This window comes from Consotaella aegiceratis (assembly GCF_036541425.1).
Lineage (GTDB): Bacteria > Pseudomonadota > Alphaproteobacteria > Rhizobiales > Rhizobiaceae > Consotaella > Consotaella aegiceratis.
The window spans coordinates 130,387-146,538 of the sequence record NZ_JAZHFT010000008.1 but is presented as its reverse complement, the minus strand read 5'-3'; the positions used below and the strand labels follow the sequence as shown (position 1 = coordinate 146,538).

The 16,152-nt window shown below is 66.8% G+C and carries 16 protein-coding genes and 1 pseudogene; 7 read left to right on the top strand and 10 right to left on the bottom strand.

The features are described from left to right. Window positions 1–151, top strand: a pseudogene (locus SMD10_RS08350) (IS630 family transposase); the annotation flags it as partial. A gap of 12 nt (window positions 152–163) precedes the next feature. On the opposite strand, the gene SMD10_RS08345 reads toward SMD10_RS08350, so the two are convergent. Beyond that, on the bottom strand, window positions 164–1,141 hold the full coding sequence (locus SMD10_RS08345; RefSeq protein WP_331685213.1) for a metallophosphoesterase family protein: 978 nt from the start codon (window positions 1,139–1,141) through the stop codon (window positions 164–166). A 47-nt stretch (window positions 1,142–1,188) separates the two neighbouring features. Here SMD10_RS08345 and SMD10_RS08340 point away from each other — a divergent pair, with 47 nt between their 5' ends. After that, window positions 1,189–1,644 (top strand): NUDIX domain-containing protein, encoded by a 456-nt coding sequence (locus tag SMD10_RS08340; protein ID WP_331685212.1) that lies wholly within the window; start codon window positions 1,189–1,191, stop codon window positions 1,642–1,644. 12 nt (window positions 1,645–1,656) lie between these two features. Here SMD10_RS08340 and SMD10_RS08335 read toward each other — a convergent pair whose 3' ends face one another. Further along, window positions 1,657–2,643 (bottom strand): glutathione S-transferase family protein, encoded by a 987-nt coding sequence (locus tag SMD10_RS08335; protein WP_331685211.1) that lies wholly within the window; start codon window positions 2,641–2,643, stop codon window positions 1,657–1,659. A 285-nt stretch (window positions 2,644–2,928) separates the two neighbouring features. Here SMD10_RS08335 and SMD10_RS08330 point away from each other — a divergent pair, with 285 nt between their 5' ends. Further along, window positions 2,929–3,432, top strand: coding sequence for a GNAT family N-acetyltransferase (locus tag SMD10_RS08330; RefSeq protein WP_331685210.1), 504 nt, complete (start codon window positions 2,929–2,931; stop codon window positions 3,430–3,432). Window positions 3,433–3,454: 22 nt separating this feature from the next. Here the strand turns inward: SMD10_RS08330 and SMD10_RS08325 are convergent, their stop codons facing one another. The 4 genes from SMD10_RS08325 to SMD10_RS08310 are packed head-to-tail and all read right to left on the bottom strand — an operon-like array spanning window position 3,455 to window position 10,323. Then, on the bottom strand, window positions 3,455–5,536 hold the full coding sequence (locus SMD10_RS08325) for a hypothetical protein (protein WP_331685209.1): 2,082 nt from the start codon (window positions 5,534–5,536) through the stop codon (window positions 3,455–3,457). Then, entirely contained in the window at window positions 5,533–8,394 is a 2,862-nt protein-coding gene (locus SMD10_RS08320; protein WP_331685208.1) for a DUF4159 domain-containing protein, read from the bottom strand. Before SMD10_RS08320 ends, SMD10_RS08325 begins: the two co-directional genes overlap by 4 nt. Continuing rightward, complete coding sequence (locus SMD10_RS08315) at window positions 8,391–9,305, bottom strand: DUF58 domain-containing protein (RefSeq protein ID WP_331685207.1); 915 nt, start codon at window positions 9,303–9,305, stop codon at window positions 8,391–8,393. Before SMD10_RS08315 ends, SMD10_RS08320 begins: the two co-directional genes overlap by 4 nt. Window positions 9,306–9,312: 7 nt before the next feature. Further along, window positions 9,313–10,323: an AAA family ATPase gene (locus SMD10_RS08310; RefSeq protein WP_331685206.1), complete on the bottom strand. Its 1,011-nt coding sequence runs from the start codon at window positions 10,321–10,323 to the stop codon at window positions 9,313–9,315. A 197-nt stretch (window positions 10,324–10,520) separates the two neighbouring features. Here SMD10_RS08310 and SMD10_RS08305 point away from each other — a divergent pair, with 197 nt between their 5' ends. Next, window positions 10,521–11,210 carry a CoA pyrophosphatase gene (locus tag SMD10_RS08305; RefSeq protein WP_331685205.1) on the top strand — a complete coding sequence of 230 codons (690 nt, stop codon included), beginning with the start codon at window positions 10,521–10,523 and terminating at the stop codon, window positions 11,208–11,210. Further along, complete coding sequence (locus SMD10_RS08300) at window positions 11,207–12,475, top strand: CCA tRNA nucleotidyltransferase (RefSeq protein WP_331685204.1); 1,269 nt, start codon at window positions 11,207–11,209, stop codon at window positions 12,473–12,475. The genes SMD10_RS08305 and SMD10_RS08300 overlap by 4 nt, the downstream gene beginning before the upstream one ends. A 52-nt stretch (window positions 12,476–12,527) precedes the next feature. Here the strand turns inward: SMD10_RS08300 and SMD10_RS08295 are convergent, their stop codons facing one another. Further along, window positions 12,528–12,725, bottom strand: a complete 198-nt coding sequence (locus SMD10_RS08295) for a DUF1059 domain-containing protein (RefSeq protein ID WP_331685203.1) — start codon at window positions 12,723–12,725, stop codon at window positions 12,528–12,530. A gap of 92 nt (window positions 12,726–12,817) precedes the next feature. Further along, window positions 12,818–13,726, bottom strand: a complete 909-nt coding sequence (gene hemF, locus SMD10_RS08290; RefSeq protein WP_331685202.1) for an oxygen-dependent coproporphyrinogen oxidase — start codon at window positions 13,724–13,726, stop codon at window positions 12,818–12,820. Window positions 13,727–13,978: 252 nt separating this feature from the next. Between hemF and SMD10_RS08285 the strand changes: the two genes are divergently transcribed. After that, a complete protein-coding gene (locus tag SMD10_RS08285) occupies window positions 13,979–14,233 on the top strand; it encodes a hypothetical protein (protein WP_331685201.1) in 255 nt (84 codons plus the stop codon). A 17-nt stretch (window positions 14,234–14,250) separates the two neighbouring features. Next, window positions 14,251–14,886, top strand: coding sequence for a LysE family translocator (locus SMD10_RS08280; protein ID WP_331685200.1), 636 nt, complete (start codon window positions 14,251–14,253; stop codon window positions 14,884–14,886). A gap of 30 nt (window positions 14,887–14,916) precedes the next feature. Here SMD10_RS08280 and SMD10_RS08275 read toward each other — a convergent pair whose 3' ends face one another. Further along, a complete protein-coding gene (locus SMD10_RS08275; RefSeq protein WP_331685199.1) occupies window positions 14,917–15,528 on the bottom strand; it encodes a LysE family translocator in 612 nt (203 codons plus the stop codon). Between the two features lie 101 nt (window positions 15,529–15,629). Next, window positions 15,630–16,091, bottom strand: a complete 462-nt coding sequence (locus SMD10_RS08270; protein WP_331685198.1) for a tRNA (cytidine(34)-2'-O)-methyltransferase — start codon at window positions 16,089–16,091, stop codon at window positions 15,630–15,632. Window positions 16,092–16,152 lie beyond the last annotated feature (61 nt).

Here is a 16,152-nt window from a genome sequence, read left to right as displayed (position 1 = left end):
GCAGCTCTTTGCCAAACTCAAGCATCTGCTGCGCAAGGCTGGAGAACGGACCTACCAAGCCGTCTCCGACGCCATCGCGCAGATTCTCGCTTCGATCTCGTCAGACGAATGCGCCAACTACCTCGTCAACTCAGGATATGGTCCAACCTAATCCCATCCCGCTCTAGAGCGACTGTTCGTCCTGCTCGGGCTCGCGGGCCGGTCTCGCATCCGCCCGCGGCTCTGCACGAACCGTCGTGCCGTCCGCAAGGATCTCGCGCTCGCGGATCCAGTCGATGCCCTGGCCGCTTTCGCGATGGCCGCGCTCGCGTTGGGTGAGCGTCCAATGGCCGCTCGTGCCCGAAATCTCGAACAGATTGTAGCGCGCCGCCGGATGGTCGGTCCCCGGGCTCTGGCTCGCCGACGGAACGCCCACCACCGGCACCTTGCCGTTGGGGCCTTGCAGCCAATAGATCGTGTCGAGGTGGGTGTGGCCGTGCAGCACGAGTTCGGCGCCCACTTCGCGGATGATCTTGGAGAACATCTGCTTGCCGTGCAGGCGCTTGCTCCAGGCCGCGGCGCCCGGAACCGGCGGATGATGGATCATCACCACGCGAAAGTGGTCGGTCGCCCGGCAGTCGTCGAGCAGCCTGGCCAGGGCGATCGCCTGCCGGCGCTTGAACGTGCCGGTGGCGAAGAAGGGCGCCGTTGCCTCGGCGCTCGACAGGCCGATGATCGCCACCTTGCCGCGCACGCGCAGATAGGGAAAGGCGCCGCGCACCGAGGTCAGCGGGCTGTCGCCGGTCATGTAGTCGTGCCACTCCGCATAGGATCGCTTCAGCGCGCCGGGCACGTAGGCATCGTGATTGCCGGGAATGGCGGAGACATAGTCCGGGGTGCCGAGGTCTTCGAGCCACAGGCGAGCGGCGATGGCCTCCTGGTGGGTCCCGAGATTGACGAGATCGCCGGTCACGCAGATATGGTCGGGGTGCTGCGCTTTCAGGTCCGCGATCAGCGAGATCAGGGTGTCGCCGAACATGAAGCGCTTGCGGTTCTGCTGCCAGTTGACGTAGCCGATGATCCGCTTGGAGATCAGCTGACGCACGCTCAATTCGGGCAGCGGGCCGAGATGGATGTCGGACAGGTGGGCGAGGCGAAACATCGTTCCAAATCTAGACGCTGGGCCGATGATGGGAAGGGAGTGCAGCGATGATGGCGAACTTCTATCTGCGCCTTCTCCATTTCGGCCATCTCCTCCGTCGGCCGATGACGCTCGGGGTGCGCGGCGCCGCTTTCGACGGTGACGGCCGCATTTTTCTCGTGCGCCACACCTATCTCGCCGGCTGGCATCTGCCGGGCGGCGGCGTCGAGGCCGGTGAGCCCGCGCTGGCGGCGCTGACGCGGGAACTCGCGGAGGAGGGGCGTCTGGAGGCGTTGTCCGCTCCTGAACTCGTCGCCGTCTACTACAACGATAGCGGGTCGCGCCGCGACCACGTCATCCTCTACCGCTGCACGGTACGCCAGACCGAACCGGTGCGTCCCAATCGGGAGATCGCCGAGGCGGGGTTCTTCGCGCTCGACGCCTTGCCGGAGACACTTTCGCCGGCCAGCCGGCGGCGCATCGAGGAACTCTGCTTCGACGCGCCGCTCAGCGACCGCTGGTGAAGGGCGGCGCCGTCAGGACCGGAAGAGCCGATCGCGTCCGTGGGATTGAGTGAGGTCCTGGTCGGGACCGAGCGGAACGATGCCGGTCGGATTGATGGTCTTGTGGCTGGTGTAGTAGTGGCCCTTGATGTGGTCGAAGTTCACCGTCTCCGCCACGCCGGGCGTCTGATAGATGTCGAGCATGAAGTGGAAGAGGTTGGGATAGTCCGCGATCCGCTTCCAATTACACTTGAAGTGACCATGATAGACCGCGTCGAAACGGATCAGCGTGGTGAACAGGCGGATGTCGGCTTCGCTCAGCCCGTCGCCCACCAGGTAGCGCTGGCGCGATAGCCGCCCCTCAAGCTCCTCCAGTGTGGCGAACAAGGCGCGAAACGCCTCTTCGTACGCTTCCTGGGTGGTTGCGAAGCCGCACTTGTAGACGCCGTTGTTCACCGATCGATAGACCATCGCGTTCACGGCATCGATCTCGGGCAGAAGCTCTTGCGGCGACACGTCTACGCTGGCATCGCCCCATTCGTCGAACGCGCTGTTGAAGATGCGGATGATCTCGGCGGATTCGTTATTGACGATGGTTCCAGTCGTCTTGTCCCACAGCACCGGAACGGTGACCCGGCCCGAATAGTGCGGATCGGCTTCCAAATAGATCTCGTAGAGCTTGGCTTTGTGGTTGACGCTGTCGGGGATCGCGCCGGCGCGATCCGAGAACACCCAGCCGTCTTCGCCCATGTGATAGTCGACGATCGACAGCGAAATCACGTCTTCGAGCTTTTTCAGCCTGCGGGTAATCAGGGTGCGATGCGCCCAGGGGCAGGCGAGCGAGACATAGAGGTGATAGCGGCCGGGTTCCGCCACGAATGCCTCTTGGCCGTCCGGGCCTACAGCGCCGTCGGACGTGATCCAGCGACGAAAGGTCGTGGTGGTCCGCTTGAATCGGCCGCCGGTCGATTCCGTGTCGTACCACTTGTCCTGCCATCTGCCGTCGACCAGAAGTCCCATGGTGCCATCCCATCTCGCTGTACCGTTTCCATCCTGGAGTGAAAATCGGCGCTTTGCCCATGCGTTCCCAGGGGGCAAGGGGCGAACAGTCCGTCACCCGGTTTCCGGTAGGGAATGGACGCGGCTCGGATTCGATGCTAAGCGCAGCACGCACAATAACGGGCTGGACCAATCCATGCGACGACGAGCGAGCTTCCGCGCTAGCGCCAAACCGATCTGACGCCGCTCTTCGACACGCCCCAGGGGCGCGAGCGGTACTAAAGCCGCTCGAACGGGCCCTGAACGATGCCTTCTCCTGCCGATGTCCGGTACCTGCCGGAAACCGCCGACCATGATGCCGTCATCGCCGAGATCGCCGACGAGGCGTTCGGCCCGGGACGTTTCGCGCGCGCCGCCGAGCGTGTGCGCGAGATGGCGGCCCACGATCGCGCCCTCTCCTTCGTCGCCGTGCTGAACGGCGGGGTGATCGGCTCGGTGCGCCTGACGCCGGTCGCGATCGGCCGCCGGCCGGCCCTTATGCTGGGGCCGCTCGCGGTTCGCCCGGCCCACAAGAACAAGGGTGTCGGCAAGGCCTTGATGCGACTGGCGGCGGAGGGCGCCATGCGCGCCGGAGAGACGGTGATTTTCCTGGTGGGAGACCTGCCCTATTACGGGCCGCTCGGCTATCGCCGCCTGCCGCCCGGCAGCGTTCGCATGCCGGGACCGGTCGATCCCGCGCGCCTGCTCGCCTTGCCGCTGGCCGAGGGTGCCCTGACGGGCCTGTCAGGGCGCGTCGCACCTCGATTGTAAGCTGCCAAGTTTCTTGGCGCCGCTACCGTCCTTCGCGATACCAAGTGGCCGAAAGTGCCAGAAGCAATACTGCGAGACCGAGAAAGCCGGCGAAGAGCGGGGTGCGGTCGACGCCGCGCAGTACCGTCTCGTCGGTGGTCTTGAGCCCGATCCAGTCGCGGCCGTCGGCATCGGCGCGGCCCGAGAACGGCACGATGCGCGGCACGGTGATGGCACCTTCCGCACCGGCGAGCCGCCGCACGCTGCCGCGCGTGGCCTCCGCGATCGGCGCCAGCTTGTCTTCGGTGGAGATGGCGCCGCGATACTCGCGCGGGTTTGCCGGCCCGACGTTGGCGAGCGTCCGAAGATCCTGGTTGCCCACCTGATAGAGCCCAAGCTCCTTGGTCTGCAGGCGGCCTTCCCAGCGGCCGGGTTCGGCTTCGCTGAGGTCCACCGAGACCGCGTCGCCCGAAGGCGTAATCACGGTGGCCGGGCCGGGGTCGCCGCCGATGGTCTGCCGTGTGATCACCAGATCGTCGCCGCGGGCCTCGGCGCCGAGCGCCTCTTCTTCGAGCTCCGGCTCCTTCATCAGCCAGTGCGCGAGGCGGCGGAACAGCGCCACATGCGGCCCGCCGCCCTCGAAGTCGCGCGACCACAGCCAGTTCTGGTCGGACAAGAGAAGCGCCACGCGACCCTCGCCGGCGCGGTTGAGCACCAGGAGCGGCTTGTTGTCCGGTCCGGTCATCACCGTTTCGCCCTCCACCCGCTCCACGTCGACGGAGCGGAACCATTGGCTCCAGTCCGGGGGCTTGGAGTCCGAGCCCGGCAGGTCGCGTGTCACCGGATGGCGCCTGCCGAGTTCCGAGAGCTCGGGCCTAAACGGAACTTCCTCGACGCCTCCCGTCGGCATCGCCGGCAGGATCGATGCCAGCGGTGTGCTGGCCAGCGAATCGGGGCCGGCATATTCGGGACCGGAGGCGATCAGCATGGCACCGCCGTTTTCCACGTATTGGGCCATGTAGTCGAAATAGAGCGTCGGCAGCACGCCGCGCCGCTGGTAGCGGTCGAAGATAATGAGATCGAAGTCCTCGATCTTCTCGACGAACAGCTCGCGCGTCGGAAAGGCGATCAGCGACAGCTCGTTGATCGGCGTCCCGTCCTGCTTTTCCGGCGGACGCAGGATGGTGAAATGCACCAGATCGACGGTCGCATCCGACTTCAGGAGATTGCGCCAGGTCCGCTCGCCGGCATGCGGTTCGCCGGAGACGAGAAGCACGCGGAGGTTCTCGCGGATGCCTTCTACCACGGCGATGGCGCGGTTGTTGACCGTGGTGATCTCGTCCGGGTCGGCGGCAGCCGAGAGTTCGAGGATGCTTTCGCCGGCGCGCGGCAGCTTGAACTGGAACGAGGCGGTCTGGCCGGGCCGGGCCTGCTCGCGGGCAATGAGATCGCCATTGAGAAAGACCTGTACCGCCACCGGCTGATCGGAGGCCTTCGGTCCCTCCTCGATCACCTGGTAGCTCAGCGTCTGCTCTTCGTCGACGAGGCCGAAGCGCGGTGCCGTCAGCACCTCGATGCGCCGGTCGAATTCATCCGGCCGGCCGGTGATCAGCGCGTGCACCGGGGCATCGAAGCCGAGCGACTGGGCGTTCTGTGGAATGTCGTGGACCTGACCGTCGGTCACCATGACGGCGCCTGCCACGCGGCCAGGAGAGACGTCGTGCAGTGCGGTATCGAGTGCGCCGAACAGCGCCGTCGTGGCATCGCCGGAAGAACTGCCGGACGAGTGCGCCTCGACGGTGCGCACCTCGAATTCGGGATGCCGCGCGAGTTTTTCCTGAAGATCGGCGACGGCTTCCTGGGTCTGGGTGCTTCGTTCGCCAATCGTCTGGCTTTGGCTGTCGTCGACGACCAGCGCCACGACGCTCTTCAACGGATCGCGTTCCTCGCGCAGGACCACGGGGTTGAGAAGCGCCAGCAGCAGGGCGGCGATCGCCAGAATGCGGATCGGCGCGCCGCGCGTGCCGGCCAGAACCAGCGCCAGCGCCAGAAGGACTGCCGGCACGGCGAGGGCGGCGAGGACCTGCCAGGGAAAGAACGGCGAGAAATCCACCGACCAGGTCATTGGCCCAGCCTTTCCAGAAGCGCCGGGACATGGACCTGATCGGCCTTGTAATTACCGGTCAGCACGTACATCACGATGTTGACGCCGGCGCGGAAGGCGTATTCGCGCTGTGTCGGGTCGGCATTGTCGGTCGGATAGAGAAACATCCCATTGTCATCGACCGCCCAGGCCGATGCAAAGTCGTTCGAGGTGATCATCACCGAGGACACCCCGTCTCCGGCCCGTGCCGGCCGGCTCGGATCTTCGCTGTCGCCCAAGGCCTCGACCCAGAGTTCCGAATCGCTGTGGCGGCCGGGAAACCGCTCCATCATGTAAAACGCCTTGGTGAGCACATGGTCGGGCGGAACCGGCTCCAGCGGCGGAATGTCGAGATCGGCCAGAATCTCGCGAAGGCGGCGCTGCCCCGGCGATACGGCGCCCGACAGCGAGCTCATCGCGTCGTCATGGACGTCGAACAGCATCGTGCCGCCATTCTTCATATAGGCGTCGATCCGGCTGATCGCGGCGTCGCTCGGCATCGGCGCCGCCTCGTCGATCGGCCAGTAGAGGATGGGAAAGAAGGCAAGCTCGTCGGTGGCGATGTCGACACCCATCGGTTTGCCCGGCTCCAGCGACGTCTTCGCCGCGATGTAGCGGGTTAGACCCTCCAAGCCGCGCCGCGATATCTCGTCCAGGCTCGCGTCGCCCGTTTCGACATAGGCCAGATGCGTGGTCTTCGTCGCTTCGATCGCCCGATCGACGTCGAGCGGAACCGCTTCGCTCGCCCGCTGCGCCTCGTCCGACAGGCTGTCCTGTGCCTGGCCAGGCGTCGTCATCACAGCAACGGTAGTGACGGCGAGCAGCGCGATCATCGGCAGCGCCGCCGCATCGCGGCCATGCCCGCGCCTGCCGATCCGGGCCAGTCCGCCATTCAGCCACAACAGGGCCAGGGCATCGAGCGCGAACAGCACCAAGGCGGCGGCGAACAGCCAGGGCATCAGGTCGAGAGCTTCGCTGCGGCCATAGCCGAGGGTGGTGACCGAGGTGCCGAGGTCGAGATCGGGGAGAGCCCTGAGCGTGGCTTCCGGTCCGAAGAGGTTGAGTGCCATGTAGCCATCCTCGGTGCCGTAAAGTCCGGGCGGATGGGCGCGCGCCACGGCCGGCGCCTCGCCGGCTTCGAGCGCCAGCGGTTCGGCTTCCGGTCCGGGCGTCGTCAGATGCCCTTGTCCGTCGAGTACGCGATAGGGCGGCAACGTGCGCGCCGTCGTCTGTGCGCCGGCCTCGCCGCCGGCTCGCGACAGGCTGACGATCCGGCGCAGCATCTCCACGAAGGCGCCCGAGATCGGCAGGTTCGACCAGGTCGCCTCGGCAGTGACGTGAAACAGGACGATGGTCCCTGCGCCGACCGTTTCCGCCGTGACCAGCGGCGTTCCGTCGGCCAGGCTCGCCCAGGTCTTGCTCGCCAGTTCGGCGGACGGCTCCGCCAGGATCTGCTTGGCGACGGTGACGTCGTCGCCGACGGCGATTCCGGCAAACGGGCTGTCATCGGCCATGGGAGCGACGTGCTGCGGCTCGGCCCAGGTCAGGGCGCCGCCCAGTTGGCGCTCGCCACGCCGCAGCCGCACAGGCACCAGCGGATCCTCTCCGGTCTGGGCGGCAAGGCGGGGACCGGCAAAACGCACCAGCAGCCCGCCGTTCTCGACGAAGCTCTGTACCGCGCTCTCCGCCTCTTCGGGCAGGACACCGATATCGGCCAGGACCATGACCGAGGGATGGCGTTGCAGAAGCTGCGGAATCGCGGTGGCGAGATCGGCGCTGTCGGCCTGATCGAGGTCGGCAAAGGGCTGCAGCGCGCGGGTGATGTAATAGAGCGGCGAGAGCAGCGGCTGGGCGAGATCGGAGGATTCGCCGGAGACCAGAGCCACTCGGCGGCGCCGGAAGCTGTCGTCCACCAGCCGGACCGCGCCGGCGCTGAAGGTATTGTCGACCTCAAGCCGGGCGATGTCGTTGCGCAGGTCGACGGGCACCTCGAAGCGCGCCTCGGCCTGAGCCTCGCCGGGGGCGAAGTCGAGCGGCGCACGGCCGACCTCACGGCTCTGCTCGTCGAGGGCGCGCAGCGTGAAATGCGGGGCGCCGGCCGCACCGTCCGGCCGGATCGCGGTGACGACCAGGGCCTCGGTCGAATTGTCCGCCGCGGTGAGGCCGACGAGGTCGTCGGTCGCCGGACGATAGACGATGGCGTCGTTCGGGCGCAGTTGGCTCAATCCGTCGAGCGCCGGGACCGCGCCCTCGCTGTCGAGCCCGTCGGTCAGCAGCACGAGGCTGGGGGAGGCGGCTCCCGCCAGCGCCGTCCGGAGCCGCTCCGCCGCCGCCGGCCGGTCGGTCGGGATCGGCCGAGGGCGCGCGGCGCGCAGGCGTTCCAGAGCGGTATCGGCCTCGGCGGGCGTCGCGTCGTCGGTCGGGCCTTCGGCGGTCAGGACAAGAGCAACCGGTCGCCCGGCCTCGCCGGCCTCGCGGATCAGATCCTCGGCCGCGTTCTGGCGCAGGTCCCAGTCGGGACCGCTCGCCCAGCCATTGTCAACGATGAGCGCCAGCGGACCGGAGCCGCTCAGCACCGCCTCGCGCGGGTTCAGCGTCGGCGCGGCGAGCGCCAGGATGACGATCGCCGCCAACAGCAGCCGCAACAGCGTCAGCCACCACGGGCTCTTCGACGGCGTCTCCTCGGTCTTCAGCACGCTCTGCAGAATGCGCAGTGGCGGAAACGCCTCGGTCTGCGGGCGCGGCGGGGTCAGCTTCAGGAGCCACCAGATCACCGGCAGCGCCAGCAGGCCGAACAGGACGAGCGGCGCTCCGAAGGACAGCGAAAGGCCGCCGATCATGCGCGGGGCCCCGTCACTTGGGCGTTTCCGGACAGGCGGCTATGGACGGCGACCAGCGCCTCCGAGGCCAGACGATCGGTTCGATGCGGCACGAAACTCCAACCCAGCTTGCGGCAGTATTCGGCAAGCGTCGCACGCTGCGCCTCGAACACCCGGCGGTAGTCGGCGGCGAGCGTCTCGGCCCGGCCGGCAGTCAGCCGCGCTCCCGTCTCCGGATCGCGGAACTCTGTGCGTCCGGCATAGGGAAAGGTCTCTTCCGCCGGATCGGCGATCGCCACGAGATGGCCGCGGATGCCGTGTCGGGCGATCCGCTCGATCTGCGCGATGGTCTCCTCGACGGGGTTGAGGAAATCGCTGACGATGACGATCTCGCTGAACCGCTTGAGCCGGTCGTCGGGAGGAAAATCGGCGACCGGCCGGTTGCTCAGCAGGGCCGCGGCGATCCGCTCGGCGGCGTTGCGCGAATTGACCGGATCGACGACGCCGGGATAGCCGACACGTTCGCCCGAGCGCGACAGCAGCTCGGCCAGCGCCAGCACCAGGACCAGCGCCCGAGATTCCTTGGAAACCTGGGCTGCCCTGGAGATGTAGAGCATCGACGGCGAGGGATCGGCCCACAGCCAGACCGTCTGCGCCGCTTCCCATTCCTGGTCGCGCAGATAGACGTGATCGTCGCGCGCCGAGCGCCGCCAGTCGATCCGCGCGACCGCCTCGCCATCCACGAACGGGCGGAACTGCCAGAAGTTCTCGCCGGTGCCGCGCCGCCGCCTGCCATGCCAGCCGGCGATGGTCGAGCTTACCACCCGATGCGCCTCGACCAGGAGGTCGGGGAGCAGGGCGGCGCGCTGCCGCGCCCGGATAAGCGCGTCCGGCCCGGAAGTCAGCGGTACGGTGTGGCCGATCGGCGCCATCGGCTTCTCAGGCTGCGCCGCGCTTCAGTGTCGCGATGACGTCGCGCACGCTCATGCCCTCGGCGCGGGCGGCGAAGTTGAGCGCCATGCGATGCTGCAGGATCGGCTCGGCCAGCGCCATCACATCGTCGATGGAAGGGGCGAGGCGTCCGTCATAGAGCGCCCGCGCCCGCACGCAGGTCATCAGCGCCTGTGCGGCGCGGGGGCCGGGGCCCCAGGCGACATGGGTGTCGGCTTCGGCATTGCCGTTGCCCGGCCGCGCCGAGCGCACCAGTGTGAGGATCGCATCGACGACGCTTTCGGCGACCGGCATGCGGCGGATCAGCGCCTGGATCTGCTTCAGCCGGTCGGCGGTCAAGACGGCCGTCGCCGTTTGCTCGGCGCCGCCCGTCGTTTCCATGAGAATACGGCGCTCGGCCTCGATCGAGGGATAGAAGACGTCGACCTGCATCAGGAATCGGTCGAGCTGGGCCTCGGGCAGGGGATAGGTGCCCTCCTGCTCCAGCGGATTTTGCGTCGCCAGCACGTGGAACGGCGAGGGCAGGTCGTGACGCTCGCCGGCCACCGTCACGTGGTACTCCTGCATCGACTGCAGCAGCGCCGACTGGGTGCGCGGCGAGGCGCGGTTGATTTCGTCGGCCATCAGCAGCTGGGCGAAGACCGGGCCGCGCACGAAGCGGAAGGAACGCCGGCCGTTTTCGTCCTGGTCCATCACCTCGCTGCCGACGATGTCGGAGGGCATCAGATCGGGGGTGAACTGAATGCGCCGCGTGTTGAGGCCGAGCGCTGTGCCGAGCGTTTCCACCAGCTTGGTCTTGGCCAGGCCCGGCACGCCGACCAGCAGCGCATGGCCGCCGGCAAGCAGCGCCACGAGCGTCTGCTCGACCACGCTCTCCTGTCCGAAAATGACGCGGCCGACCGACTCGCGAACGCGAGCGACATCGCCCAGAGCCTCTTCCGCCAAGGCGACGACCGCAGCATTGTCCAGCGCGGATTCAGTCGGCGCGAGCAGCGTCATCTCTCGATCTCCGTTGGTGATGGAGCCGGCTCGACAGGCCGCATCGGCCGGCATTCCTCGTCGCTATGCAAGCGTTAACCAATCCGTCTGACAAGCGCGACAGCAACCACTATTTCGTGACCTTCAACGCTGGCCAAAATAAGACGACAAGTCTGGCCGGGCTAGCGCGGCGCGATAGGATTTGCGAAGAAAAACAGATGCATCGATCAGATCCCCTCGCGCAAGAATCGACGGCTCCCTCGGGGCGTTCTCCACAACCCGCTCTTCGTCTCAAAGGCTATGACGCCGCCGACTTTCGCCGGCGGGTGCTGATTCGCGGCGGAGCGGGTCTCGACGTCGACTATGGCGATCACGTGCTCAACCCCGATCTGGACCCCCTGATCGATCGAACCGGCACGCGGGAGGCAGCTGTCCTGGTGCCGGTGATCGACTGCGGGGCGGACGCCAACGTTCTGCTCACCCGTCGCACCCAAAAACTACGCAAACATTCCGGTCAGGTCGCCTTTCCGGGGGGGAGCGTCGACGCCGACGATGCCTCGATCGAAGCGGCCGCATTGCGAGAGAGCTTCGAGGAGATCGCGCTCGAAGCCCGCTTCGTCGAGACGGTGGGCCGGCTGCCGCGCTATTTCACCACGACCGGCTTCCGGATCACGCCGGTGCTGGCGGTGGTCAGTCCGGGCTTCGACCTGCGGGCCAATCCCGACGAGGTCGACGACATTTTCGAGGTGCCGCTGGGCTTTCTGATGAACCCGGCGAACCACCGCAAGGAAAGTCGTGTCTGGCAGGGCCGGGAGCGCTTCTACTACACCATGCCGTTCGGCCGCCATCTCATCTGGGGCGCGACGGCCGGCATCATTCGAACGCTGTATGAAAGGCTTTACGCGTGAGCGACACCCGGCTCGAAGCGGAGTGGCTGAAGACGGCCTCGCTGCAGTCCCTGCTGAAGGCGCTCGCCGGCGAGGACGAGGAGGCTCGCGTCGTCGGCGGCGCCGTGCGCAACACGCTGCTCGGCCGGTCCGTGACCGACATCGACGTGGCGACGACGACGACGCCCGAAGAGTCCACGAGCCGGGCGCAAGCCGCCGGCTTCAAGGTGGTGCCCACCGGCTTCGAGCACGGCACCGTGACGGTCGTCGCGCTGGACCGCGCCTATGAGGTGACGACGCTGCGCCGCGATGTCGAGACCGACGGCCGCCATGCGCGCGTCCTGTTCGGCCGCGACTGGCGCGCCGATGCGCAACGGCGGGATTTCACCATCAACGCGCTCTACTGCGACGCCGGGGGCCGGGTGTTCGATCTGGTCGGCGGCATCGCCGATATCGAGGCGCGGCAGGTGCGCTTCATCGGCGAGGCAGCGGCCCGCATCCAGGAGGATCACCTGCGGGTGCTGCGCTTCTTCCGCTTTTTTGCCTGGTATGGCCAGGGCCGCCCCGATGCGGAGGCGATACGGGCTTCCGCGCGCTTCAAGAGCGAATTGAAGAGGCTCTCGGCCGAGCGGGTCTGGGCGGAACTGCGCAAGCTGCTCGGCGCGCCCGACCCTTCCCGCGCGCTGCTCTGGATGCGCCAGACGGGCGTTCTGACCAAGATTCTGCCCGAGTCCGAGCGCTGGGGGATCGACGCGATCCACGGCCTGTGCGCGGCGGAAGCCGACCTCGGCTGGGAGGCGGACGCATTGTTGCGGCTGCAGGCGATCGTCCCTCCAGATCCCGCCCGCATGTCGGCACTGGCGACGCGACTGCGCCTCTCCAATGCCGAGCGTGATCGGCTGCTCGCCTGGGCCACCGCCGAACCGATCGACGCCGAGGAACCCGCCGCCCGCCTGCGGGGCCGGCTTTATTTCGGTGACCGACCGGCGATCCGCGATCGTCTGCGCTTGGCCTACGCGGCTGCGAAGGCCAAGGCTGCGGCCGATCCAGGCGTGTTTGGCACGGTGGCGGCCCTCCATGGCATGCTGAAGTCCGCCGAGACATTCGCGCCGCCGGAGTTTCCGCTCTCGGGCGACGATCTGATCCGCCACGGGATACCGGCGGGGCCGGCTTTGGGCGAAACGCTCAACCGTCTGCGTCGGACATGGGTCGACAGCGGCTTCGTCCTGTCGCGCGACAAGCTGCTGGAAAAGATCGCGGCGGACCGGGTTTCCGGGGGTACGTAAAGAAAAAGCGGGCCAGATGGCCCGCTCGCAATGCTTCGCGTGAGACCGTTTGTCAGTGCGGCCTGTCGCTTCCGACAGTCCGAAACTCGGTCGTCTTGGTCCGGAACGAATCCATCATCGACGGGGTGATCTCATCGATGCCGAGTTGCTTCGCCTGGACCACCGCCCGCCGAATCACCTCCGCTTGGCTGTCCGCGCGGATCACGCGGTTGCAACCTGGGATCACGCCTGCACAGTCGAGTTCATACATCGCAACCTCTCCCGTCTTGTTGCTGTCTCCTTAAGATAAGCCTTGGTGCCCGGCGAAAAAAGGGGGCTGTTCGTTTAGATTTTCATAAGTCCTTATGGCCACTTAACAATCGGCGGCATGGACGAGAGAATCGAGGCGACGTTGCCGCCCGTCTTCAGCCCGAAGATCGTACCGCGATCGTAGAGAAGGTTGTATTCCACATAGCGGCCGCGCCGGATGAGCTGCTCCTCGCGATCCGCCTCGGTCCATTCGGTGGCGGCATTGTGCCGCACCAGATGCGGATAGACCACGAGAAAGCCTTTGCCGACGTCCTTGGTGAAGGCGAAGTCAGCCTCCCAGCCGCCGTCCTTATCGCTGGAATGCAGCCAGTCGTAGAAAATGCCGCCGATGCCGCGCGGTTCGTCGCGATGCGGCAGGTAGAAATAGCTGTCGCACCAATCCTTGAACTTCGCATAGTCGGCGACCGAGGAATGGCGTTCGCAGACGAACTGCATGGCCCGGTGGAAGGCCGCCGCGTCGACGTCGTCCCGGGCGCGCCGGCGATCCAGCATCGGCGTCAGGTCGGCGCCGCCGCCGAACCATTGGCGGCTCGTCACCACCATGCGCGTGTTCATGTGCACCGCTGGGACGTGCGGGTTGCGGGTGTGGGCGATCAGCGAGATGCCGGACGCCCAGAACGTCGGATCTTCCTCCGCACCCGGGATCTGCTTGCGGAACTCGGGCGAGAATTCGCCGAACACGGTGGAGGTGTGAACCCCCGCCTTTTCGAAGACGCGGCCGTGAAGCATCGACATGAGGCCTCCGCCGCCGTCTCCCTCTCGCGACCATTCGGTGCGCTCGAAGCGGCCGGCCGGCAAGCTGTCATCGCCGGGAAACTCGTCCTCGAGCGCTTCGAACGCCGCGCAGATCTGATCGCGCAGGGTCTCGAACCAGGCCTTTGTCGTTTCCTTCTTGCTTTCGATGTCGTCGGGCAATCCGTCCGGCAGATCGGGACGTTCCATGGAATTTCCTCGTACTCGCTGACCTGTCTCGCGCCGGTCGCCGGCGACGGACGGGTCTGGTCTTGCCTCTCCCTCCCGGCAAGCTAGCGGACCGCCGCGAAAATCCCATGGCGAGCGCGGGTGCGGAGAACGCTTGCGGCCGCGCCCCCGCAAGGGATGGCCATGACCGGGGCGATTCGCAATGGCGACGCGCTGGCGCTATCTTTCCTGTGGATCAAGGCAGACCGATCGAAACAGGAACGGTTATCGACGATGACGCGGTTGCCCCGCCCGCCGCTCGACGGCCTGAAGCGTCAGTTGCAGAGAAGCCGGGCCGCCAAGACGGAGCGGCGCGACGATTTCGTGCGCGAGACGTTCACTCTGCCGCGTGAGGCGGCGCGCGTGAAGGCGCGGGAGTGGTTCGAGCGTTATCCCAAGGCTGCCTATTGGACCTCGGTCGAAAGTTGGCGGATTCTGCCGGACGACGAGGTCGAATTCACCATGCGCCGCCTGCCCAGCGCGGATTGAGGACAAGGAAACGGGATATGCTGTCAGCATTTCTGGCCGCGCTGGTCGGCGTATGCGCGGCGCAGGCGGCGCCTGGTCCGAACACGATCGCCGTGGCCAGCGCGGGTCTGGGGCAGGGACGGCGCGCGGCCTTCTTCGTCGTGCTCGGCATCGCGTCGGGCGTTCTCGTCTGGGCGGCGGCCGTGGCCTTCGGCCTGAGCGCGCTGTTCAAGCTCGTGCCGATGGCCCTGACGATCATGAAGATCCTGGGCGGCCTCTATCTTCTCTATATAGCGGTTCGGGCGTTCCAGGCGTCGCTCAGGGGCGGCGGAACCAAGGCAGCACGCGAAGCCGGCCGGTTGACCGCCGCCGCGGCCTGGCGACGCGGCTTCCTGGTGGTGATGACCAACCCCAAGGCCGCGCTGATGTGGTGCGCGGTGGCGATGTTTCTGTTCGGTCTGGGCCTGACCAGCACCCAGGTCCTGGCGTTCGGACCCGTTGGAGCGCTCAGCGCCCTGACGATCTACGGCCTCTACGCGTTCCTGTTCTCGACCGAAGTTGCGACACGCCTCTACGGCCGATTCGCCAGAGGCGTGGAGGCGCTGATGGGGGCGGCTTTCGGCGCCTTCGGCCTGGTGCTTCTCGGCGCCGGCGTCCGGGAACTGCGGCGCTGACCATTCAGGGACGCCTCGGCGCCGGATCGTTCACCGCTCGGCGAATGCCAGCTTGAAGCCGAGAGCCACGAACGCCGCGGCGAAGCTGCGGCGCAGCCAAGCCATCACCTTCGGCCGCGCGATGACCCGGTTGCGCACCGCCGACGCAAAACATCCGTAGAGGGCGAAGACGGCAAAGGTCATCGCCATGAAGACCAGGCTGAGCTCCAGCATGTGGGCGAGCAGGCGTGGGTCGCCCGGCGCCACGAATTGCGGCAGAAACGCGAGGAAGAAGATCGATAGCTTCGGATTGAGGAAATTGAGGAGGATCGCCGAGACGACGATCTGGCCGGCGGAGCGCGGGGCGGTTTCCGAGCCGAGGGTGAGAATGCCGGTGTCCCGGACGGTTCGCCACGCCATCAGCAGAAGATAGGCCACGCCGGCAACCTTGAGCGCCTGAAAGGCGAGGGCGCTCGTATGGAGAATGGCCGCGAGACCGGTGATCGCGGCCACCATGTGCGGAATGATCCCCAGCGTGCATCCGAACGCGGCGACGAGACTGGCGCGCAGGCCGCGCGACAAGGCCGTCGAGAGCGTGAAGATCACGCCGGTTCCTGGGAGCAGGCATACGATCAGAGCCGTTGCAAGAAATTCGGGACTCATTCGCGAGATCTCCTGTCCCGATTAAGCGAGGCTCCGAATATCAGCGCCTCACCGACGGTGCGCCACCCGTTTTTTTCGGTCGGCTCCGGCGCCCGCGGTCCTTATGGGAAGGCCTTCGTCTGACGCAATGCCTCGCCGGCCGCCATGGCGGCGGCCACCGCCAGGTTGAGCGAACGGGCGGCCGGGTTCATCGGGATCACCACGCGTGCATCGGCGAGCGCGTGGATGTCGCCCGGCACGCCGGCACTTTCGCGGCCGAACAGGAGCACGTCGGTCGGACGATAGGTGAATTCGGTATAGGGCAGGGCGCCTTTCGTGGTGAACAGCACCAGGCGCCGGCCGCTATCGTGGCGCCACGCCTCGAAGGCGGCGAAGTCGACGTGGCGGGTGAGCTTTGCCGTATCGAGATAGTCCATGCCGGCGCGTTTCAGCGCGCGGTCCGACAGATCGAACCCGGCGGGCTCGATCACCTCGAGGCCGAGATCGAGACAGGCGCCGAGCCGCAGCAGCGTGCCTGTGTTGCCGGCGATATCCGGCTGATACAATGCGAGCCTAAGGTCCATGCCGCTAGGCCTGTGACCGATTCGCGCAAACCGGCAAAGCCAAAACTGTCGTCGCCTGGCC

Excerpts from the sequence above, each read along its gene's own strand:
- SMD10_RS08340 (WP_331685212.1), top strand. The coding sequence starts at position 1,189 with ATGATGGCGAACTTCTATCTGCGCCTTCTCCATTTCGGCCATCTCCTC.
- SMD10_RS08320 (WP_331685208.1), bottom strand. The coding sequence starts at position 8,394 with ATGATCGGCGGCCTTTCGCTGTCCTTCGGAGCGCCGCTCGTCCTGTTC.
- SMD10_RS08335 (WP_331685211.1), bottom strand. The coding sequence starts at position 2,643 with ATGGGACTTCTGGTCGACGGCAGATGGCAGGACAAGTGGTACGACACG.
- SMD10_RS08310 (WP_331685206.1), bottom strand. The coding sequence starts at position 10,323 with ATGACGCTGCTCGCGCCGACTGAATCCGCGCTGGACAATGCTGCGGTC.
- SMD10_RS08275 (WP_331685199.1), bottom strand. The coding sequence starts at position 15,528 with ATGAGTCCCGAATTTCTTGCAACGGCTCTGATCGTATGCCTGCTCCCA.
- SMD10_RS08325 (WP_331685209.1), bottom strand. The coding sequence starts at position 5,536 with ATGACCTGGTCGGTGGATTTCTCGCCGTTCTTTCCCTGGCAGGTCCTC.
- SMD10_RS08305 (WP_331685205.1), top strand. The coding sequence starts at position 10,521 with ATGCATCGATCAGATCCCCTCGCGCAAGAATCGACGGCTCCCTCGGGG.
- hemF (WP_331685202.1), bottom strand. The coding sequence starts at position 13,726 with ATGGAACGTCCCGATCTGCCGGACGGATTGCCCGACGACATCGAAAGC.
- SMD10_RS08330 (WP_331685210.1), top strand. The coding sequence starts at position 2,929 with ATGCCTTCTCCTGCCGATGTCCGGTACCTGCCGGAAACCGCCGACCAT.
- SMD10_RS08315 (WP_331685207.1), bottom strand. The coding sequence starts at position 9,305 with ATGGCGCCGATCGGCCACACCGTACCGCTGACTTCCGGGCCGGACGCG.
- SMD10_RS08345 (WP_331685213.1), bottom strand. The coding sequence starts at position 1,141 with ATGTTTCGCCTCGCCCACCTGTCCGACATCCATCTCGGCCCGCTGCCC.
- SMD10_RS08295 (WP_331685203.1), bottom strand. The coding sequence starts at position 12,725 with ATGTATGAACTCGACTGTGCAGGCGTGATCCCAGGTTGCAACCGCGTG.
- SMD10_RS08270 (WP_331685198.1), bottom strand. The coding sequence starts at position 16,091 with ATGGACCTTAGGCTCGCATTGTATCAGCCGGATATCGCCGGCAACACA.
- SMD10_RS08285 (WP_331685201.1), top strand. The coding sequence starts at position 13,979 with ATGACGCGGTTGCCCCGCCCGCCGCTCGACGGCCTGAAGCGTCAGTTG.
- SMD10_RS08280 (WP_331685200.1), top strand. The coding sequence starts at position 14,251 with ATGCTGTCAGCATTTCTGGCCGCGCTGGTCGGCGTATGCGCGGCGCAG.